This window comes from Schlesneria sphaerica, assembly GCF_044336245.1.
Taxonomy (GTDB): domain Bacteria; phylum Planctomycetota; class Planctomycetia; order Planctomycetales; family Planctomycetaceae; genus Schlesneria; species Schlesneria sphaerica.
Map to the genome: position 1 here is coordinate 830,169 of NZ_CP172346.1, position 20,370 is coordinate 850,538.

Here is a 20,370-nt window from a genome sequence, read left to right on the forward strand (position 1 = left end):
TTTTCAAATGGGACCAGACGGACTTGAACCGTCACTTGCTCGGGTAAGAACCGAGTGTGCTGCCGCTAACACCTTGATCCCGTCATTCACTTCTTTCATTAGGCCTGGGCGGAGTTGAACCGTCGTCTGGCCCTTATAAGGAGCCTGCTCTCACCGTTGAGCTACAGGCCCAGAAGTCAGTGGGGCCGGGGGGATTCGAACCCCCGCCGGGCAGATTAAAAGTCTGCTGTGCTGCCGTTACACCACGACCCCGGATGAGGGCGTGGCTGCGTTTGTTCGTAATGTCTCGTTCCATAGTTCGCTCCTTGTTCAATCGCTTGGAGTGGAGTTGAACCACCGCTGTCGCCTTATCAGAACGACGTGCTTCCGTTACACCACCAAGCGCAGTCGGGATGGTCAGAATCGAACTGACTGTCTCGTGTGCCCAAGACACGCGGGCGACCGGTGCCCCTCACCCCGAATGTTGATTGACCCGTGTGGGATTCGAACCCAACCTAACCAGCTTGAAAGACTGGCAACCTCACCAGAAGTCGAACGGGCCTTGTCTGTCTGCGCACGATCTCCGTGATCGTCGGAACGATTGATTGATGTGGGCCGGAAGGCGCTCGAATCCTTCTCTCCTGGTCTTCAGCCAGGCGCTAAACCGTCTCAGCTACCAGCCCGGATATGCTTTCGGAACTTTGCCTTCGGCACCGTATTGGCTGTTTGGCTTCGCCAAAACAGAAAGCCCGGTGTCCTCTGTGTGACACCGGGCTTTGAGAGCTTGCGGGGGCTTAGGGCCGATGTCACGAGCGCAGGGGATACGAGGATTCTTCGCTTCGCAAACCTGTATTCCCCGGATTACCGGCAAGATGTTGCCGAATCTGGGGGCGCACGGGTTGCGTGCCGAAGAGGTTCGCCGGTATGGCAAACCGCCTGGTATCGCTCTGTCTGCAATCGGACATCAGCTGTGAAAACATCATGATCCGCAAGACCTTTGAAGTTGTTTCTTCCTTAAAACTGCTGGTCGGCGACGATGAACGCCATCGCCGTTGCCCTTTAGATGATCGAGCCTAGCAATAAGTTCGCAGAAAAATCTCAGAATTGCCGAGAATCTTGGAATTACCGATTTGCAAAAACTTTCAATTCCATACTACGTGCGATCACGTTAATACATTCTCGATAATGGTCATCACGGCCTGCTTAAGCGGTTCAGCAAGTTTCGGCCATGCGGCGATGATTCTCGCTAAGTTTGGATCAACCGGTGAAGCGATTCCAACGGAACTCGAGAAGCCAGGGCCAGTGTTGGGGCCAGTGGATTGAAAATCGCATTTTTCGTCTATACATTCGCAAGAGTTCCCCGGATTTCTAATCCGTCGGTCGGAGGTTCGAATCCTCCCGGGCGTAATGACTTACGACGATGTACCCTCAAAATGTACCTAGTGCATTGTCACATCAAAGAACGTGGGTAGACGGATTTTAGTTTAATTCGTGCATCGTCAATCTTCATCTGCCAATCCACCCCTCGTTGTGTTGAGTTCACGTCGTCAGACCAAGCCGTGGCTTCACTCTGAAGGGTCTTGATATCAGGGAAGCGTCGACCTGAGACACATTGTCGAGTCAGAGAACTGAGCTCATTCTCAGCGATGTTCAACCAACTGCCGTGTTTGGGCGTGTGGTGAAACTCAATGCGTCGGACGAATGAGCGAGCGCGGTCCGGCTCAAATGCCTCGTAAAACGCACCTTTCGTATGTGTGTTCAGATTGTCGCAGACCAGAATAACCTTTTCGTGCGTCGCGTATCGACCTTCGAGCAAACGAGCCATTTCCAGAGCCCAGTCGATTTTCGTTTTGGTCTGTCTGACGGTCACTTCGCGCCACCCAGCCAGTGGTTCCGTGAACATGAAAATGTTCGCGGTGCCAGCCCGTTCGTACTCATAGTCAACCCGCTTAGCGTGCTTCGCCGTGGCGGGAATTGATGCACGGGTTTCCTTCAAAAGCTGGACCGGTTGCTCGTCCATACAGATCACCGGGCAGCTTGGATCATAGGGTTTCCCATAAACATCCAGCACATCCTCCATGCCCGCGACAAATTCGGCGTCGGCTTCGGGAGGAATCACCCAGTACTGAATCTTGCGGTTAGTCATACCATTTTTTTGAGTGTACGACGGACAGTTTCGTGACTGATGGAGTCGACAATCTCCAACTCGACGACTTTACGAGCCAACAATCGCAGCGTCCAGTTCGCGTAGCCTTTCGGCGGCTGTCCTAAACGCAAGGCGATGATCTTCGCCTCCTGGTGACCATCCAACAGCTTTAGCGTCGCTGGCGTCTCACGCTTCGCACCACACAATGTTTCATCGAAACCGCATTCCACTAATCGACGGCGAACATCTTCCACCGTTTGCGTCCGACAGTTGAACGCTTCCGCAATCTTACGATCTGACCAGTTCGGACCTTCGACATCGGCCTTCAACAGAATCTGAGCTCGTTTCACCTTCTGGCTCGATCCCTTCAGCTTGCCGATGACTTCCCGAAGGACCTGACGTTCTTCGTCGTTCAACCGAACGATGTACTTCTTCTGCATCGCACACCTCCTTGTGCCCTGCAGATTCTCGTAAAATACGGATTGTGGCAATCCCTGTTTCAATGGGTGACAATGCACTAGGTACATTTTTCCTCAGGGGGCTGATTTTGAGTTGTCCGGACGGTCGGAGTATTTCGCCGTCGCTCCCGTTCTATCCGGCTTTCTCAGGATACCGGTGAGTACTTCCGCATCGCTCTGCACGTTACCAGGTGCGTAGTGCCGTTGCGTCGTTTCCCACGAAGCGTGCCGCATCACTCGGCTGATCACCAGAGGGCGAACGCCAGCTTCCCGTAGTTGCTCGCCGCAGGATCGTCGCAGGTCGTGAGCCGACGCGTACTTCTCAGATCGTCCGGTCTTCGGGTTCCCTTCCTCCACGACGATTCTTGCGGCCTTGCCGATGCGACTGATGACTCGCCCCACCCAGTCACCTTCAGGCCGTGAGTGACGAACCCCGCGTCCAAGAATCGGTTGAAGTGATCGGGGCTCGAAGACCCCGCCGGTTCGTTGATCGACAGGCGTCTCCAGCAGTAACGCCTCGAATGCCGGTAACAGCGGAATGTCCTCTTCCGAGTCGTTCTTCTGCATCGCCGCCGGGATTTCCAAGACTGGATGAACTCCGGCTTTCCATCTGGGGCGAATCGTCCCCGGCTGGTCCCAAGAGACGTTCATCAGTTCGTTGATTCTCAGGGCTGATGTCCAGAGTCCATGCAGCACGTGCTTCCAAGATGCCGCAGCGAGTTCGCCGACGACGCCTGGCACCGCATCTAACATCCGTTGGAATTCTTCGGTCGTGATGGGCCGTCCCTTCATGACCTTCTGCTTCGAGGTCTTGATCTTGCGGACCTTCGGAGCGTTGGGAAGCCAGTCTTGAACGTAGGCCCAGTTGAGAGCGGCCAGAACGTGTGCCATGTACCCCTTAACCGTGTGAGCGGAACGGGGCTTGTGACCTTTGCTCTGAAAACCCGCCAAGAGATTTGCTTGAAGCTTTTGGAGAGCAACGGAGTCGGCAACATCCCCGAGCGTGCGAGGTTTGAGAATCCGCTCAGCGATGTCCAGCCGGCTTTCCGCAGCGGCGGCAGTTCGGTCTCGGACGGTGACCAGATGCAGACTTCGATACTGTTCCCGGAAGTCCGACCAATCCATCTCGGGACCGAGCACTGGCTTCCGATCGGGAGTGGTTTCCAGCCCCAAGAGAAGTCGGGCCTCCAATTCCGCCTTCTGGGGTTCGGCCTCGTCCTCATCCCGCGTTCCGGTACTGATGCGAATCTCTCGCTTTTCGACGGGGCAGTCATACCGACGTTGGAACGGTCGCCCGGAAGGTCGGACAATTCGGACCTTCGGCACCTTCTTCGGGACGGACTTTGAGCTGGATGTTCGCTTGGCCATTAGGCAGGCCCCTCCGCAATCTTTAAGGATGGCGTTCACGAGCCAGGTCAGATGGTTTTATCCGACGAACCGCTGTTCCGACGATCCTGAGAGTTCAGGACGTATTCGATCCAGTCGCGTCCGTGGACATAGGCGTGCTTAGCTTCGCCAACATCCAGATCCTTTCCCCCTTCCCGAGTGCCCCGGCAGTGTGATACCGCAGGCTGCCAGGGTTGGAAAACGACCCCTCAATCTTTGGACGAAGGACGATTTCTCAGCGACATGGAGGAGATCGGAAAAGGACGTTACGCTCAGCGGCTTGCGGGCAACATCGTAAAGCGTGGAAGCAAAGCGTGTCCCGACTCGGTCAAGGAGGCTAATTGAGAAGCACGCCTGGGTGAGACAGGTACTTCAGGCACGCTTTCCAATCCTGGTCGTGGATGAGTACCAAGACCTCGGGGTGCCGCTTCATCGCTTGGTATTATCGCTGTGCTTTCCCTCCAAAGGTCCCGCGACTCGTCTCTTCGCGGTTGGAGACCCAGATCAGTCCATATTTGGCTTCACTGGAGCGGAGCCGGAGTTGCTGCGGACTCTTTCGAGGAGAGGCGATGTAGGAAGCGTGACCCTCCGGCTCAACTACCGCAGCCGCCAGCACATCATCGCTGCATCAGAAATCGTGCTGCGGGAAGAACGTGGCTATCGTTCGGTAAACGACGATGTCGGTGTCATCGACTTCCACCGCTGTAAAGACGGCATTCAACATCAAGCTCAGCACATTGCAACGGTCTGATGTGGAGTATCGCGGAAGTTCCTCTGTTACAAACCGCAGCAACAGTTCGTTGACCGTGACTGCAGGCTTCTTCTCAGTCGCTGGGGATGCAATCGCTGCCAGACCTGTATGCTCGGTGAGCAGGACAGCGTATCGCCGCCTCGACTCCGGGTTATCACCACGGCCCAAAGAAACAAAACGGCCGTCAACCTTTGTGAAGGCGCGGCCGTTGCGATCAATCGAGAATTTTGGAATCGAGTTTCGTGGACGCGGCACTCTCAACTCTCCTGGGTTTTGGTGCACCATTGCACCGATTCCCATTCGTTTGAAGCCGCACGGACCACATGGTCCGGTAATCACAAATCCCGATTCAGACTTACTTTAGAACAAGTGGAGGATAGCGGGGTCGAACCGCTGACCTCTTGCATGCCATGCAGTCTAAAATCGATGGTCACTTTAGCAAAAACACCTATTTTCTAGGGGTATTTTCGCGTTTATGTGGTGAATCGTCAAGTGTCATCGAGACTCATTTTGTAGCTTCGAAATGCGGAATATCGGCGATTTCACGGAAAATCGAAGGTCATTCCGTGAAATGAAAGCTTTGATTGCCTGTCACATAAAAAAAATCAACGCCCCCAAACAAAACGTCTGGCGGGCGTCCTCATGTCATCCATGACAGCACCGATTTCTAACTTAACGTTCAGCAGATATGAACATCGACAGCAATCTCACGCTCGTCGACCGGAAGGCCGGTTTCGTAGCTGTGTCCGCTTTCCGTCAACACAATTGAAGCGGGGCCTCGGTGGTTCGCCTGAAACCTTAGAATAACCTCGTTTGTCCCGCCTGCTACTCCTGGCGTCAGTGGCCTCGTCGACTGACCTAAGTAGTCGACTCCGCTCAGACTCGCGATTCCAATCGTGGCATAACTTTCGACTGCCAACACAAAACCACCCAGGCCAGTTTTTAACGGTCCCCGTCCAACCTCAATATCCCGTAGCCTGAACGTGGGAATTACTCCTGTGGGCCTCATGCCAATCTCCTTAAAAAAAGCCCGAATCCTGAGTTGCGAAATTGCAGCTCTGATCTGATCGTAGGCCAAGCAGCTGAATTGTCCAGCAGAAAAAACACAATTTGTAGCGGTTCAGCGTGAATGTCTCCTCTACATATTGACAACCATCAACTTACGACGATGGGGCTACTCTGCCATTTTTTCCAAAACCCATTCCCGGTCGTCTTCGTCCAGGTCGTCGAGAATCTGGACGATTCGTTTTAGGGCCTCGTGCCGCCGGATCTCGCGAGCCAGTGATTCTTCAATTTCCTCAATAGTCATACTTCAAGCCCTTTCTGGTTGTCGGCCAGTGCGGCCACTTTGACGGTTTCGACGCAGGTGAGGCATGAAAGCCGGTCGATCACCAATACGGATTCATTCCGGTGGGTGGACAATCCTGTCTGACAGTGCGAACAGCGGGGGTCCCACCGGATGAGGTCCTTCCAGAACATCTCACGCTCGGCCTCGGCTTTCGAGTTGGCGGCATGCTGTCGATCTTGTTCCGCTTCAGCCTTTCGCTTGGCGAGTTCTTTTTTACCGATCATCGTGCGATCCTCCCAACTGGAGACATGGTGGGCGGGTTCTGTGGCTCGGCCACCGGGTTGAGGAGGTCATTCAACCGGCTAACGAGTAGCGCAATCGTCGGCAATTGCTCAATGACGCCTTTCACCGTCTCGACTCTGGCAAGCTTCCGAGTGATGCCAGATCCACGTCTTCGATGGCGTCGCACAGGTCCCTCGTTGGCTGGTGTTGCGGACTTCAGGGCGGAGGCCCTGATAACCCCCCTCGCAACTGAAAACGTGTGCTGCAGCAGGTTGGGTTGAATCCTGTAATCCCAGTCGTAGGTTCCGTCCTGAAGATTCTCGATGACCTTGGCCGCCACGTGCTGGGGGACTAAGTCGAAAGCGCCGAACTTCTTGATCATCCTCACCGAGTGACCGACCAGACGCCTGTAAATTTCAAACCAATGGGCGTTTGTGACTTCGTCCAGGCTGGAAAACTCGTATGGCTTTAGGTTGGCTTGGAACTCTGGCTTTTTGTTCCATCGTTCGACGTCAACAGGATCGTCAGCCAGTGTGAGTGGCCTTCCCTCCCGCTCAGCGAAGTGGCGATCAAGGTAGGCTTGCCCCTTGGCAGTCAACTCAAAGCCGCGATCCATATCGAGCGCTGGAATAGATTCAACTGAGACGGTTTCGCGATAGGCGGTCAGCATTGCATACATCGGAACGGTTCCTTTTTAAGTGGCGGTCAGAAAGAGGAGAGTTGAGAACCAGAAAGAAAGCGGGTTGTCTACTACCCTGCTTGGCGTGCTGCCCGCTTGCACTTCGCACTACTGCAGCAGGTTCGCAGGCGAACAGACGACGCGGAATTCCATTGGCGGGGGTGCCAAGTGAGTTTTGTTCGGCAGAACTGGCAGGTCGGGCTGGCTTGTGACAGTGCGTTCGAGGTCATTAGGAGGCAACTCCGTTTGAGGGGTGATCAGAAGGGGATCGGGGCTACTTCAACTTCGCTGACTTGCCGGTGAAGTTGCCGACCATTTCACCCCGTTCCCGTCGCATTCGTTCCTCATCCGACCATTCACCCTGAATGACGAGGCAATGGGCCGCGATCTCATCAGGTGAAGGGATGAAGCTTAACTGGCGTGATTCGCGAGCCAGGGGGATGGCCTCGGGGTTACGTGTGGGCGTGCCGGTATCGCAGAGCATGGGCGAAAACTCCTTTTGGTTGTGGGCGCACCGGGAGCCCGGAAGGGCGTTCAGGACTGGTGCGAAGATTCGACGTTGACCACTTGGCAGCGTGACGGCTTACCGGGTCATGGAATAGAAAAACCCTGCTGGGAATCGCTCGTTACCACACGAAGCTTGCCCCAGCAGGGTTGAAACTGATTCAGGATATTTAGGACGTTCGCTTCGTGTGGTAGGGGAAAGAGTACAACCGGCAGAATCGGCTGTCAACAAGTTTTGACTAAAACATTTTCATTTCCGATTCATTTCTTGGAATCGGATTTTCAATCACCTGCCTTGGCGGTCTAATCCCTACATGGCAAGAAACGAGAGAACCCCCGAAGAATTTGAATCGATCGCTCGCGAGCTTTCAGAAGCTTCAGCGGCCATGCTAGCCGCCGCCGCCGCAATGCGCGAGCAGGGAATGCCACACGCTTTAATACATGGGTCTACAACCCTGAACCGGTTTCTTCCCGCTGTTCTTCAATGGGTCGATAAAACAACGGCAGATGTCAAAACTCAGCTTCGTGCGTACGCATCAGGGGTCCCGTCTCACGCAGAGTTGATGAAACAGCAGAACGAAACTGCGAAGAAAGCCGCCGCGAAGAAACCGTTCACGCCGAAGAAGACGGGGAAGGTACCGTGAGGGAAGTATGATCAAGGTGACATGCAGCAAGTGTGGGGCTGATCTTCAGACTGACGATGTCAATGCTGGCAAACGTGGTAAATGCCCCGAATGTGGCGAAAGAATGATGATTCCCGTCATCGCCGAACAGCCCCACATAACGCCAGCATCGGAGTCTAACTCATTCCTTGAGTCGATCTACGCTGCTGCCCTACCTCTGCCAGACACTTCAACCAGTGTGGAATACTCTCAACGGGTCCCATACGTGTATTCGCCTTCGCCCCCATCAGCCAGGCCACGAGACTTACGGCCACAGATTCAGGACACAAAACGCCAGCTGAACACGTGCAGTTCCTGTAGGGGAACTTGGTATCCACGCGGGACCGACCTTTCTGAGCGATGCCCAAAGTGCGGCAGTGGATCAGTGCGTCGTCAACGCTGAGCAATCTTCGTGATAACCGCAGCGGTGATCGGCTTCCCCGATTCAACGACAGCCTTCCAGACCTCGACTTGCTGTTCTGGCGTGTCGGTGGATTTTGCGAGGGCGGCGGCTTGTCCTGCATTGCACGGAAGCTTTTGAATTTGGGTGATATTTTCACCCAAATTGTTAACGACCTCGGCGGCTTCGATTAGCTTGTTGATTACCCACCGCCCACGGTTCCACCGCTTCTTGCAATACTCCTCGAAGGTTGCGTAGTCGGCCCGGTACTCGCGATTGTCGCGGATGGTGAATCTAAAAACGTGGTGCTCAGCACCACGTTTTCCAAGCCCCGACGATGCGTTCCAAGCCCCGGTCGCGACGAGACGACAAACCATCATCCTTCGCGCTCAGATCGCGGCAGCGTGCGGCCTGTGAAATCGTCCGCCAGTTTTGCCAATCTCTTTCACTCAAAAACGCCGATAATTTCGCAGGGCAAGTTCACACGGCAGCGAAGGGGATCGGAATGCGGTCTAAGAAATCGAGCCCGGAAGAGCAGGCTCCGGCCACCCGGAACGAAATGCTTTCCAGCATTGAAGCGGCGAAATTTCTCGGGATTTCTCCTGGCACTCTTGTGCAGTGGCGCCACGCTCAGCGTGAAGGTCAGCCACCGTACCATAAGCTTGGCAAGTCAGTTCGCTATCGGCTTTCAAGCCTTGAAGCGTGGCTTGAGTCGAATGCCGTCGATATGAAGTGAACCCCTCACTGCCTACGCTTCCCACTCTGAAGTCACTCAATTCCTTCAATTTGTGTTGCGAAGAATGCACGGATGCTTCTCGGTGTTTCATTAACATATTGCACCACACCTTCAACACTCACCTTTTTCCGAAGGGATTGTGCCATCACGTCTGCCATAAACGGTGAGAATGTCCCTTGGATTGTCTTTCTTGGCCATAATTCAAGTTTGAATGTGGCTCTCGCCATGTCGACAGCGACCAGGGTTCCTTTCAATGAATCGGCAACATCCTTGGGGTCTGTTCTCTGTTTCCGGACTTCAGACACCTTGTGTATGAAGTCGCGATCAACTGTTATCACCTTGTGCCTTTCCGACTCCCCTGGGATTCCAATGGGGGAGTATTCAATTCGTTCCGCTTCTCGATTAAGAATGGCACCTAAGCTCTCAATTGATTGGATCAGCCCAATTGACGCTTGCTTGCTCTGGTCTCCAATCCCATGAAACACTTCAGAGAATCGCTGGATCACCTCATTGCATGTGTACTCCCGCTCAGCCACATTGTTTTTTATTGAAGTTGGTGCATCTTTCATCGCTGTAGGAATGATGAAGCTTCCCTCTTCAAACGGTTCTACCTGAAGAGTGGCAAATTCAACAATCTTGGTGTCAACTTGGCGCAGGTCTGAGAAGTCTAACCGCACGCCATTTACGACCTCGTAGGCGGAATAGGTGACAATCCTCTGTGTTTGATCCAAGACATCTCTGAGGGTTGTTGCAGTCAGTGAGCTTTTATTTGATGTCGGAATCACACGGATCGATAGCCGTGGCGCAAAATCCGGCTGCACCCCAGTGGTGCAATCCAAGTCTTCGAAATCCCTGATATCTGCGACAGATCTTGCCCATTTTGGCAATCTTCTGTTAGACACGATGTATCTCCAATAGCTTTTCCGCAGCCTCCACCATTGTTTCAAGGTACACTTGCGTTTTCGCTTGCTCTACCCGTGGTGGGGGGGCACTCACACCGTATTTCACAGTGTGAAAAACAGGAAACCCCAAAATCTGAGGCAATCTTTCGTAAAACTTCATCGCGCCGCCATCGACGTGCAGCCCAATCACGCCCGAGAATCCTTGCAACGCACTTTGGAGGGTCGCGTAACCCAGCATTGGGATGCCAATATGTGACAACTTTCGATGCCAAAGGTGAGTTGAGTGGAAGCCCGGAAATGCGGCAATATGCTCCATGTAAATCACATTCTTGCCAGGGCTGAATTGGGATGGAAAATTCGGCTGAAGATTCAGGAAGCCAGCCACGACTCCCTCATGCCACGCAACAAACTTTTGGCGAGCAGGGCAATTCTGTTTCGACCAATCGTAAGGCTTCCAATTCACCCATGAAGGGCAATTGCCATCATTGCTGTGAAATTTATAGTGATTGCGAAGTGAATTAGAGAGTTTTTCCCAGACATTCTTCAGGTAGTCGGACGACTGAGCATCGGCGACTCTAAACTCAAGAAGTGCCGCAAGCTCGCCCTCTTGGTCACGCGTAACGGCTTCGAATTGGTAATCTGTGATCGCGTACTCGGCCATCGTTTGTTCCACCTTTCGGCACACAAGGCTAACGCCGGTACACTCGTCTCGCAATTGGTTGGCTCAATGGTACATGCCATTGTTTAGAAAAAGCTCCCCAGCCGGAGCATTCAACCGGGCAAGGAGCCCGACGATTACACGGTGACGAGGGCCATCAAAGGGAAGAAAAGGGGCTTACCCCATCGGCAAGCCCCCTGAAATCCCGTCCCGTCAGTTCAATGATCCCATCTGCGACCTGTAACTATCATTCGCACGTTTCGCACCCTGACTGATCCCCTTGGCTGCAGCAACCAGCCGTTCCACCTGTTGTTGAAGGGCGGCGTTTTTTGCTGCCTCTGCCGTGACCGCGTTGAGTGTTTCCGCTAAACCGATGGCCACCTGCTGGGAAATTCGGCCTTGCTGCTGAAGCCCTGCTAAGCTTTGCAGGGCAACCTCTGCTTGGGCCTGCTGAAACTCTGATTCACCGACGTTTCCATTCTCGAAGTCGCGATTCGCGGAATTCTTCCCACGGTTAATAGCCGCCCGTTGATTGCGGTTCCATTGGGAGATTGCCTTTTTGTCGCCCGACATGGCTTGCTGGCCGAGGGCGGAATCTCGCTCAGCCTGGGCCTGCTGCTCCCGCGTTGCTCGGTCGGCTCGAAGTTGTTCAAGGACCTTCTGAGGGTCGGTTGAGTTCAAGATGTCTTGCGTTGGGAATGCTTTCTTCAGCGCTTCATCGCGATCGGCCTTAGCTCTGGCTCGCCGTTCTTCTTCCGCCGCAATGTAGGCTTGCTGTTCGGCTCGCCTCTGATTGGCGGTAATCGTGTTCTGAGTTCGTTCCAGGTTGCCTTGCTCGGCAATCGCCTTCTTTCGGGCCTCGAAAATCGCTTTGTCTTCCTCTGCCTTGATTTTGGACAGGCGTTTTTCTCGTTCGATGCCATTAATGCCGGATTTTTCGAGTTCCAGCCGCTCTCTATCCAGCTCGTTTCGACGGATTTTGAACTCGTCCGCGATCATCTGCATCTTGACGCTGTGGGCGGTGGCCGCAAATTGCTGGTCCAGCTCGGCCAGTTGAGACTTTATCTGAGTCTCGGTCACCCCCTGGGCTTTGAGTCTCGCGGCCACCCGCTCTTTGTCTTGTTCGTGCTGGGCTTCAGCCGCCGCCATCACGCTCTGTACCGTTTCATCTTTCTGTGTTGAGAGTAGTTCTTTCTGGAATCCTGCCCGGGCTCGCGCACGACTAACCTCCAGGTCGTAGACTTCCCGTTGCCGGGAGATCAAGGCGTCAACCGCTTTCATCTCCTCGGTGTACTCTTCAGTCCGTTTTTTGTGATACTCAGACCGCTTCGTTGAAGCCGCCTTCTCTGCAACTTCCCGTTGACGCTCCAGGGCGATCAATTGGTTATTCGACTTCATCGCCTCTTCAGCCGTGAATCGAAGCGAAGTCTTTTGGGATTCCATTCGTTCGTGGACTTTTTTGATTTCGGCATCGACGGCCTGAACGGTCTTTAGGCTGGCAATTCGCTCGGCTTCTCCGCGAGCTTCCGCCCGCGCGGCTGCTTCAGCGTTGACTTGGTTCAGTCTCTCTTGGAATGGAGCTTCCGCTGCCTTTTTGGCCGCCGCTTCCTTATCAATCGCGTACTGTTCCCGTCGAAGCTCGATCGATTTCCGAATCGCGGAAGCCTCTTCTCCCAGCAACTGACGAACCCACGATTCGCTCGCCATCGTTGCGTCGTTATACCCCTGCTGAAGCATGCCAATGTTGGAAATGAGGTTTTCAGCCGACTTCGTCGCAATCTTGTCGACTTCCTTCCAGATATCCGGGAAGGGGATTACGACATTCAGCAGATCTTTCATTCCTTCCGCTGCCATCGACATATCCCGAGAGATATCCCCGCCGAATTTGCCAGCGGCTTGATTCACTCGGTCAAGGTTGCTTTCTAAAACTTTTGTTCCGTCCGCCAGTTCAACTGTTTTTAGTCCAGTGCGTGCCAGAACGGCGCGATAACTTTCAACTGCGATCGTTGCCCCCAGGATCTGAGGGCCGAAGCCGGACGCTGCCTTCAGCGCGGTTATTCCAGCGAATTGCGCCGCGTCACCCATCTTGTCCCATGCCATCTTATTAGCAACCAGCCCGGCAGTTCCGGTTGCGAGATTGGTGCCCATACGGGCCAAACCGGCCATCGCACCTGTGGCTTTGATTGCTGACGCCGTGACGATGCCCATTGAAAGGACGGTTGACGATGCGAATGCGCTTGTCGCTAGCGTTGCGGCGCCAGCAGCTTGGGCTGTTGCACTGTAGGCCCTCGCTCCGGCGTCGCCGATTCGGGCGAGGGCATCAATTGACGTGTCTGCGAGGGTTGACCATCCCGTTCTCTGCTCATGTAAAACCAGAACCTGCCGCTGTTGGGCTTCGGTCAAAATGTCGGTCCCATCGGCTGCATTCTGTGAAGCGATCGCCATTTCTTCGAGCTTGGCATTCAGCTCTTCAAGACCGTCTGTTGCTTGGTCGTCCAGGTCGATACGTAGTGCTGGCATGTGCGCGTCCTTGCAAAAATTTCTAGTTGAGAAAATTCGCTCGCCAAACATTGACGGGCATTCGGTTCAATTGCGTGTTGGTCGGAAATCGATCAGGTGTCAGTTGTTCATGGGTCCTCTTGCTGGTTTGGGTGAAGCTCCTCTTACGAGTTGGTGGGGTGAGACAACAGAAACACTTTTCCGCGAGCTTTTTTGGATCTGCTGCATGAAATCCCGGGGATTCGGCGCAAGCTTAAAGTCTGTATTTAGTCAGGGGGGACCAACGTAGTTAGGGTTCGCTCAGTTCCGTCAGTGGGACCCTTTTACTCCCACCCATTAGCTTTCGATTCCGTTCGCGACGTTCGCGTTAGCCGCTGTCCCCCGTGCTTCCGTGAGCCAGTCATCGGGCACGAAGGGCAGGGGCTTAGACGCGATGGCCGGAATCCCTGCTGCCTCTCAACTTCAGACATTCCGTCTTCCAGTTGCTTCAATTTCAAGTGGGTGTCCTTAAAGCACCTGAAAACCAGAGGAAAAGGGGAGAGAATACAATGAATATATATTATTGAAGTAACTACTTAAGTCCTTGTGGCCGTAAGGGGAAGACGCTTCAAGAGTGACTGTTGACTCCACTATGAAGTGTCTCTCCCCTTGTGACGCTTCAGCAGGTCGTTTCAAGCGATGGAACTGTAAACCGTCGTCCCCTGCCCACCACGTTTTGAAGCGGGCAGGGTTGTGGCTTCGATGAGTTCCGCAGCGATTAGGTCCTTCAGCATCCCGTCCCGAACGTAGCCCGTGAGGAACTGCGTTTTCCGGGTGATGACTGAAAGCGGGGCTGGCCCATGGTCTCGAATAATCTTGAGGAGTTTTTTCTTATTCCGGTCTTCCTCGTTGTCTGCGACCTGTGAGAAGATCCGATTGATCATCAGTCGGGTTGACCAATTGGCCTGCCGGACGGCCGCTTCGGCATCGGCAAGTGTGACTCGAATACCGAACGGTCCACGACTGGCCGCAAATATCAGGGCCAGCTTCTGAGCGGAAGCAGAGCATCGCGACCAAATAGGGCGATGTTCTTTCGGGTCTTTGGGCAACTGGTCTTCGATCGCGTTCATGTGATCCGACAGACGTTCGAACGCGTCGGGATCATTTGGGACGACTACAGCGGACGGTTCCTTGTCGCTCATATCCCCCTTTCCGGCGACAAACCGGTCCCAATCCTTGAGGATGTCGACAACCACTTGGGGAATGGGACTACTCTTCACCATTCGAAGCCGGGGGTGATGTTCCTCGGCTTCAACAACGAGCATTCGGGCCAGGAACCCATCAGCCGCGTCAGCGTTTGTGACGCAGTTCCAGAAGCCCTCAATCGTCGATGTCCCGTAGATGCAGAGATGCGGAAATGCAATCGTCTTTTTCTTACTTCGATCCGCCCAACTCTTCGGAACCCAAGCCGGGTTTTGCGCTGCTCCCGTCAGTTCAAGGAATTTGGTGTTCAGGGCCTTCAGGTGACTACTGACGTTCGCGGACGGTCCCCGCGTCGTGGCGAAGAATTTTGCCACTTCGTCAATCTGCATAAGCAAACTCGGCTGGTCTTCCAGCTCTCCAATTAGCGCCACATCCGATGATGGGTTTTCGGCCCCAAGATACTGAGTGCATCCCGCCTGGGTGACAGCGGCGATATTGTCAGCCCTCGGCCGTTCCTTTCCGCTGCCGGACGGCGCCAAACCAATTCCATAGATATTGGTTCGAAGCCCTGACTCCGTTTGAATTTTGCGTCCTGAGAAGGTTCCAACCAGAACTTCGGACGCGATCAGTGAAAGTGCAGGTTGGGGGCGTGGGGCGAATTGCTTGTGGTGCTTGACCATTTCTCCGATCAGGCCGGGGATCTCAAAAAATTCATCTGTTATTTTATTGGGATCAACCGGCGCCTTCCTGACTGCTGGTCGACTCACGGAGGTGACCGTGACTGTGGGGGTCGGGACTGGCTCCCCGCCCATAGGGTCAACTGCCGGAATATCCCCAGCCACGACCGGCACGGGGTTCGGAAAATCCTCGGGCTTCACCTGCCCAAAGTAGCCCGTGAAATCACTCCAGGATTTGAAACCACAGCTATCGTGAAAACATTTTCCCGCGAGCATGCCCGACGAGTCTTGCCAGATCGAGCAATCGGAATCGGCATTCTTCGACGAATGGGATTCGATTCCCGGGCATCGAATGAAGAATCGCCGAGCCCCGTTCCAGATATCCTCACGAATGACCGGCACGCCACGATTCCGAAGGTATGAGGCGAGGTCAACGGAATCCCCGCTGCCTTGGGAACCACTGGTTCCGGGCTTCTGCGGGGCTTGATTGGCCAGCCAGTTCAAACATTCGGCGTGAACGACTTGAAGATTGTCGGGAACATTAACCAGCTTGCTTCGACGATGCGGCCGGTCGTGGGTGGAATCCCCCTTCCGGGCCAGTGTGCCGTACAGTTTTGTGATTCTGGCCGCATTGAAAGTCGATGTGTCCACCTGGGGAAACTTCGCCGCGAGGGCCTTTAGGCAAAGTTCAATCGTCTTGTCGTCCGGCGGCAGGTCCACCCGGTAAAGCAAGTGCCACCCGTTCCCGCTCATGGCAACCACGGGTGACGGCCAGCCGTTGTCGTGAAGCCACTCTTGGCACTCCCGTGCCTGAGCTTGTGCCGTGGCAAGTTCCGCGTCGGTCGATGACACCCCGGCCGGCCGGGTGGGGTCGATATCGATCAGCATCCATCGACGGGAGACAATTTCTCCGTCCTTCGTCGTGCCATCCCGCTGTGCCTTCTTCACTCGATTGGCTGACCGGGCCAGCAAGTCGGGTGAAGCCGGGTTCAGCGTGACATAGACCCCCGACGCGTGAAACGAAGTCTCGAGATGAAGGGCTGCTTGTTCGGCTTCCGCCAGGTGCTGGGCGTCGAAGTATCCGCTCTGCGTGGACAGAACATCGGGCTTCCAGTCCCAGCAACCAAGCGCCCGGATCTCAACCAATCCGGCTTCATGTGCGAAGAGTTGCAGGGACCTTTGAATATCGGTCAATTCCATTAGGGTCAATCCTCCATACATTTCTGAAGGTTGTTGACCGCGACAGTCAGAGCAGACCACGCTTTTTCGTCACAATCGCTTGCGAGTAGTTGACAATACAGCCGATCAGAGATTTCTATCCCCGCTTCGATCTCGGCAGCCCGTGCACGGAGTGCGGCCGCCTGATGTGAAGCACGATGGCGGACGTCTAGAAACTCCTGCCCGTCGTGTGATAATTTGATTCTCGTATTGCCTGAAACACTGATTTGTGGCATCATTCCCCCAACGATTTAGAAGATTGCTTCGAGCAGTCAGAGAGGGGTCAGGGTTCGCAGCCTGACCCCTTCTTCCGTTTCCTGGGCCTAGCCTCGCTTGGGCATCCGTGCGGCGACGGCATCAACGAAAGCCTGTTGCTTGTCTGTCCGTCCAAAGGTATTGAAGGCTTTCTTCGCAGGGGCGGGCTTATTCACCGGGACTGGCTTTGCTTGTCCCGGCCGGAAGTTTGCCTTCGCGGCCTTCCAGCGGCGGAATTCCTTTTCGTCATCCTCTTTGGCCGCCCCACGCTTTGCTTTAGCGGCTTCAGCTATTTTCTTCGCCTCCGCGAGCTCCCCCCTCAGTCGGGCAGCCTCCGCTTCAAGTGCGCTGATTTCAGCTTTCCCTCTAGCGGCCTGCTGAGTTTGGAAGAGTTTGGCGGCCGCAGCAAACGTCAACCCCTGGAGGAACCACTCCGCACCCTGTTCCCTGCCGAAAGCCCGCTGGAATTGTCGCCCGCGAGCCCGGAAATCTGTTGCCGTCAGGTCACCCGGATCGTCAAAATGAACGGAAGTCGCGGCGTCCGAACCGTAATTGAGGATCGCAACCCCTTCTACGCTCCAACGTCGAAACACATGGCCGGGGCCGGTGAATATTTCCCCATTCACTTCGACCGTCTCACCGTCCGCGACTTCATCGTACACAAGCCCATCGGTTGCCATGCGGATAGATGATTGGAATGGAATTCCTTTAGAGGCTTGGTAAATCACCCGGCTAGCCTGATCATCGGCCGTGAACGGGCAGATTTTCCCGCGTGCGATTAATTGATTGCCCTCGATCGACAGTTCACAGACGCCGATGGAATCGGAATCGTCATGAGCGTAGTCGATAGCAACCGGTCCGGGTGGGGGAAAGTAACCGGCAAAATCGTGGACACATCGCCCCCAGTAGCCGTGAAGGGCTTCGCCCTGGGTTCTAGCGATGATCACCACGGGAACCTCCTTCAGTTCTGTTGAAAGGGCCTCAAAGTTCATCTCGGGATTCCCAGCCGGGAATGTTTGGTTCTTTTTCATGACGGATGTCATATTTTCTTTCTGTAAAAAAAGTCGGTGATTGACTCGGGTTTGAAGAATGAAGATAGATCAGGGGGCTAGGGCCTTGCCCTTTTGGGAGTCGCTACCCCTTAAAACATCGCGAGCGTCTTTTTGCGAGCAGTGGCGAGCCGTTCGTTGATTCTCTGTGACGCTGCGGTACAACTCTTTATGAGTTCGCGAAGGTTACCTGAAGTCTCTTCAATGCCAGCGATCAAATCTTTTTGGTCTCGCACGGTAATGTGCTGACTAATCGCTGCCTTCGGGTAGGCCCCCCGGCTTTCGTGCGTAAAGCCAATCGAAACCAACTTTTCAACAACCGCCGATTCAATTTTCGGCAGCCGTTCACACTCCACGGTATGGAGAGCGTGAAGCTCTGGAATACAGTGCGACTCAATCCATTTGGCGAATGAGATGAACTCAGCTTCATCGTCTTTCTGAATGGCCTTCCATTCGGTTTTCACTTTCGCGGCCAGGACATCATCGTCGGTCTGCTCAACCTTGGCAAAACTGGCGGACCACTTCCGTTTCCGCTCTTCGCGCTTCTCTCTGTCGGCCGCGAACTCTGCCACCTTTGCCTTTGTGGCTTCGCTGGCCAGTGGGTGAACCGTAACCCCTGGGAATTTCTCAAAGTACATCGTCGAATCCTTTCGATACTGGATGGCTCATTTGCCGTCCTATTTTCTCTGCTGGCGACCGGAACACCCGATTGCCGTGTTGACGGCTGGGTTAAATCCCAGCCTGAGCCAAGATGCGGTTAGCGGTTTCGGCCTGAGTTCGACGTTGGGTCGAGCTGATCACTACGGGTTCCAGCTCGGGGTTCTGAGCCTCGATGAACCGGCTGATGGCCTGCCGGGTCGTGAACCGTCGATCTCCCACGAGGCAAGTTTCGAGCTTCACGCCGCGAACACCCCGAAGGCGCCATCGGTGGAGTGTCGCCAGGCTTACAGTCCTGCGACCCGGGAAACAGTCCCGGGCTTGGGAGAACGCGATTAGTGCTTCCTTGGACGTGTCGATAGTCATTAGTTCCCTTCGCGATTAGGCTACCTGTAATGACTCCCGGTGAGTCATAGTGACACGGTTATGCCCGGGCAATGTAGTGATGGCTACGGGACTTTTTCTGTTTTGGCCGCTTTTTCGGAAGATTTTCGGAAATAATTGGAGGGCCAAAAGAAGAACCCCGGCTAGGGTGCTAGTCGGGGTTCTTCTTTTGCTTTGGTGGCAGTAGAGGTAGTGGTCAGCCTAAGGACTTGACCGCTTCAATGGCCTGCTTACTCGCCATCCGTGAATAATGCTCGGTCATCGCTTGGTCTGAATGCCCCAGCAGCCGCTGAGCGGATTCCAGCCCGACTTCATCGACCAACTTCGTGGCGGTTGTGTGCCGGATCTCGTGAGGAACGAACGGTACAACTCCCGCTCTGTCACAAGCCCGCTTCACTGCCGTTCCGAAATTATCCCGGCGACAGGGGAAAATTCGTGCCTCTGGATCGTCTTTGAGATGCCGTAATAGGATTGCTTGTGCCGTCGCGTTGAAGAAAAGTGTCCGCTTCTTCCCCTTGTGGGAAGTCTTGTGCGCCGCGAGGTCTGACCGCCAGACGTCGCCAGTTCGGTCGAGATCCTTCATTCTGAGGTTTACCAACTCACCGGGACGGGCTCCGGTCAGTCCAAGTAGGTCGAGAACGTCTTGATGAAGTGGCTTCAGTTCTTTTCGAACGGCGGCGATATCCTCGGCCGCCACTGCTCTGCGTGGAGTTGCCTCGGCGGCTGAAGTCTCCCCCTTCGTTAAGATTGTGACGGTTGATAGAGCTGAAGCGATAGATTCGGGAACAATTTCCCACGACACACCCCATCGAAAGAGGGCCTGTATCCGCTTCACCTGTCGATTGACCGTCTGACGGCTCCACGGTTTGCGTGGACAAGGCTTTCCGTCTGCATCCTTCAGGTTCTTATCACCGTCCACCATCGCTTGGCGAACGACGCGCAATCGCAGGGGACCAAACTCCGATATTGGAGTCACACCGAACATCTGCCGCAATACCCGCATCGCCGCCCGCTGGCAGTGCTGTTCAGACTTTGAAAAGCGTGCGAGCCCTTCATCCTTGAACTTCAAGCAAAGTTCGACAACGCTTCTCCCCGGATCAACTGGGGGAACCTTTCGGGACTTTTCGACAGGTGGAAGGCCAGCAGCATGGCGAGACAGAACGTCAGCATACCGACGAAGCGACTCTTCCGAACCATACGGGCCTAAAAGATACTCGCGTCCATTGATACTGACGCGAGCTTGTCCACTTGCTTTGTGGATGAACATCGACGGAATCAAATTCTTCTTGCGGCCCACGTGCGACTCCTTTTCATTTCACGGAATTAATCCGTGATTGATAAGGCGTTTTTACCGCACTCGCGAACGTCGCAAGGTATCGTAACTACCGATTCGGTCTGAACTTAAATCAAGTGGAGGATAGCGGGGTCGAACCGCTGACCTCTTGCATGCCATGCAAGCGCTCTCCCAACTGAGCTAATCCCCCTCGTTGGAATTGAAGGTGCCGTTTCAATCGGCAGATTGAGTCGGTAACTTCATTTCTTTTCGCAGTTTTTTTGTTCGGCACTGCGGTGCGGAACGGTATCAGGGACTTCGAAATCAGTCAAGCGTTGGCGTTCG

20 protein-coding genes, 7 tRNA genes and 1 pseudogene are annotated in these 20,370 nt (G+C 54.4%); 4 read left to right on the plus strand and 24 right to left on the minus strand.

Translation table 11 applies throughout. The annotated features are described in order from the left end of the window. Window positions 1–8 precede the first annotated feature (8 nt). From ACGY09_RS03185 to ACGY09_RS03210, 6 genes are all read right to left on the minus strand, one after another. Window positions 9–81: transfer RNA gene (locus ACGY09_RS03185), tRNA-Lys, on the minus strand. A gap of 18 nt (window positions 82–99) precedes the next feature. Continuing rightward, window positions 100–171, minus strand: a tRNA-Ile gene (locus ACGY09_RS03190). A 9-nt stretch (window positions 172–180) separates the two neighbouring features. After that, window positions 181–252, minus strand: a tRNA-Lys gene (locus ACGY09_RS03195). 61 nt (window positions 253–313) lie between these two features. Further along, window positions 314–384: transfer RNA gene (locus tag ACGY09_RS03200), tRNA-Ile, on the minus strand. An 84-nt stretch (window positions 385–468) separates the two neighbouring features. Then, window positions 469–541: transfer RNA gene (locus ACGY09_RS03205), tRNA-Glu, on the minus strand. A 49-nt stretch (window positions 542–590) separates the two neighbouring features. Then, window positions 591–662: transfer RNA gene (locus ACGY09_RS03210), tRNA-Phe, on the minus strand. Between the two features lie 241 nt (window positions 663–903). Between ACGY09_RS03210 and ACGY09_RS03215 the strand changes: the two genes are divergently transcribed. Continuing rightward, on the plus strand, window positions 904–1,056 hold the full coding sequence (locus ACGY09_RS03215) for a hypothetical protein (protein WP_397570439.1): 153 nt from the start codon (window positions 904–906) through the stop codon (window positions 1,054–1,056). 373 nt (window positions 1,057–1,429) lie between these two features. Here the strand turns inward: ACGY09_RS03215 and ACGY09_RS03220 are convergent, their stop codons facing one another. The 3 genes from ACGY09_RS03220 to ACGY09_RS03230 all read right to left on the minus strand — a co-directional run bounded on the left by ACGY09_RS03220 (window position 1,430) and on the right by ACGY09_RS03230 (window position 3,951). Further along, the gene (locus ACGY09_RS03220) at window positions 1,430–2,125 is read right to left on the minus strand and encodes an IS630 family transposase (RefSeq protein WP_397570440.1); all 696 of its coding nucleotides are present in this window, start codon (window positions 2,123–2,125) and stop codon (window positions 1,430–1,432) included. Next, window positions 2,122–2,565, minus strand: coding sequence for a helix-turn-helix domain-containing protein (locus ACGY09_RS03225; protein ID WP_397570441.1), 444 nt, complete (start codon window positions 2,563–2,565; stop codon window positions 2,122–2,124). Before ACGY09_RS03225 ends, ACGY09_RS03220 begins: the two co-directional genes overlap by 4 nt. A gap of 93 nt (window positions 2,566–2,658) precedes the next feature. Then, window positions 2,659–3,951, minus strand: a complete 1,293-nt coding sequence (locus tag ACGY09_RS03230) for a tyrosine-type recombinase/integrase (RefSeq protein ID WP_397570442.1) — start codon at window positions 3,949–3,951, stop codon at window positions 2,659–2,661. A 319-nt stretch (window positions 3,952–4,270) separates the two neighbouring features. On the opposite strand from ACGY09_RS03230, the pseudogene ACGY09_RS03235 reads away from it, so the two are divergent. Further along, window positions 4,271–4,516: pseudogene (locus tag ACGY09_RS03235) on the plus strand (UvrD-helicase domain-containing protein); the annotation flags it as partial. A gap of 81 nt (window positions 4,517–4,597) precedes the next feature. On the opposite strand, the gene ACGY09_RS03240 reads toward ACGY09_RS03235, so the two are convergent. The 5 genes from ACGY09_RS03240 to ACGY09_RS03260 form a co-directional block, all read right to left on the minus strand. Continuing rightward, a complete protein-coding gene (locus ACGY09_RS03240; RefSeq protein WP_397571922.1) occupies window positions 4,598–4,975 on the minus strand; it encodes a hypothetical protein in 378 nt (125 codons plus the stop codon). Between the two features lie 919 nt (window positions 4,976–5,894). Further along, window positions 5,895–6,029 carry a hypothetical protein gene (locus tag ACGY09_RS03245; protein WP_397570443.1) on the minus strand — a complete coding sequence of 45 codons (135 nt, stop codon included), beginning with the start codon at window positions 6,027–6,029 and terminating at the stop codon, window positions 5,895–5,897. Continuing rightward, window positions 6,026–6,292, minus strand: coding sequence for a hypothetical protein (locus ACGY09_RS03250; RefSeq protein ID WP_397570444.1), 267 nt, complete (start codon window positions 6,290–6,292; stop codon window positions 6,026–6,028). Before ACGY09_RS03250 ends, ACGY09_RS03245 begins: the two co-directional genes overlap by 4 nt. Continuing rightward, on the minus strand, window positions 6,289–6,969 hold the full coding sequence (locus tag ACGY09_RS03255) for a hypothetical protein (protein ID WP_397570445.1): 681 nt from the start codon (window positions 6,967–6,969) through the stop codon (window positions 6,289–6,291). Before ACGY09_RS03255 ends, ACGY09_RS03250 begins: the two co-directional genes overlap by 4 nt. Before the next feature lie 274 nt (window positions 6,970–7,243). Then, a complete protein-coding gene (locus ACGY09_RS03260; RefSeq protein WP_397570446.1) occupies window positions 7,244–7,453 on the minus strand; it encodes a hypothetical protein in 210 nt (69 codons plus the stop codon). 334 nt (window positions 7,454–7,787) lie between these two features. Here ACGY09_RS03260 and ACGY09_RS03265 point away from each other — a divergent pair, with 334 nt between their 5' ends. Next, on the plus strand, window positions 7,788–8,117 hold the full coding sequence (locus ACGY09_RS03265) for a hypothetical protein (protein ID WP_397570447.1): 330 nt from the start codon (window positions 7,788–7,790) through the stop codon (window positions 8,115–8,117). 411 nt (window positions 8,118–8,528) lie between these two features. Here the strand turns inward: ACGY09_RS03265 and ACGY09_RS03270 are convergent, their stop codons facing one another. Continuing rightward, complete coding sequence (locus ACGY09_RS03270; RefSeq protein WP_397570448.1) at window positions 8,529–8,915, minus strand: hypothetical protein; 387 nt, start codon at window positions 8,913–8,915, stop codon at window positions 8,529–8,531. 125 nt (window positions 8,916–9,040) lie between these two features. On the opposite strand from ACGY09_RS03270, the gene ACGY09_RS03275 reads away from it, so the two are divergent. Further along, window positions 9,041–9,271, plus strand: coding sequence for a helix-turn-helix domain-containing protein (locus tag ACGY09_RS03275; RefSeq protein ID WP_397570449.1), 231 nt, complete (start codon window positions 9,041–9,043; stop codon window positions 9,269–9,271). 32 nt (window positions 9,272–9,303) lie between these two features. Here the strand turns inward: ACGY09_RS03275 and ACGY09_RS03280 are convergent, their stop codons facing one another. From ACGY09_RS03280 to ACGY09_RS03320, 9 genes are all read right to left on the minus strand, one after another. Continuing rightward, the gene (locus ACGY09_RS03280) at window positions 9,304–10,173 is read right to left on the minus strand and encodes a hypothetical protein (protein ID WP_397570450.1); all 870 of its coding nucleotides are present in this window, start codon (window positions 10,171–10,173) and stop codon (window positions 9,304–9,306) included. Beyond that, window positions 10,166–10,834: a hypothetical protein gene (locus ACGY09_RS03285; RefSeq protein ID WP_397570451.1), complete on the minus strand. Its 669-nt coding sequence runs from the start codon at window positions 10,832–10,834 to the stop codon at window positions 10,166–10,168. Before ACGY09_RS03285 ends, ACGY09_RS03280 begins: the two co-directional genes overlap by 8 nt. A 210-nt stretch (window positions 10,835–11,044) precedes the next feature. Further along, window positions 11,045–13,351 (minus strand): hypothetical protein, encoded by a 2,307-nt coding sequence (locus ACGY09_RS03290; protein ID WP_397570452.1) that lies wholly within the window; start codon window positions 13,349–13,351, stop codon window positions 11,045–11,047. Window positions 13,352–14,001: 650 nt separating this feature from the next. Beyond that, a complete protein-coding gene (locus tag ACGY09_RS03295; RefSeq protein WP_397570453.1) occupies window positions 14,002–16,389 on the minus strand; it encodes a DUF3987 domain-containing protein in 2,388 nt (795 codons plus the stop codon). A 341-nt stretch (window positions 16,390–16,730) separates the two neighbouring features. Continuing rightward, on the minus strand, window positions 16,731–17,693 hold the full coding sequence (locus ACGY09_RS03300; RefSeq protein WP_397570454.1) for a hypothetical protein: 963 nt from the start codon (window positions 17,691–17,693) through the stop codon (window positions 16,731–16,733). 110 nt (window positions 17,694–17,803) lie between these two features. Next, window positions 17,804–18,349, minus strand: coding sequence for a hypothetical protein (locus ACGY09_RS03305; RefSeq protein ID WP_397570455.1), 546 nt, complete (start codon window positions 18,347–18,349; stop codon window positions 17,804–17,806). Between the two features lie 91 nt (window positions 18,350–18,440). Continuing rightward, on the minus strand, window positions 18,441–18,734 hold the full coding sequence (locus ACGY09_RS03310) for a DUF1580 domain-containing protein (protein ID WP_397570456.1): 294 nt from the start codon (window positions 18,732–18,734) through the stop codon (window positions 18,441–18,443). A 214-nt stretch (window positions 18,735–18,948) separates the two neighbouring features. Further along, complete coding sequence (locus tag ACGY09_RS03315; protein WP_397570457.1) at window positions 18,949–20,049, minus strand: tyrosine-type recombinase/integrase; 1,101 nt, start codon at window positions 20,047–20,049, stop codon at window positions 18,949–18,951. 114 nt (window positions 20,050–20,163) lie between these two features. After that, window positions 20,164–20,236, minus strand: a tRNA-Ala gene (locus ACGY09_RS03320). Window positions 20,237–20,370: the final 134 nt, after the last annotated feature.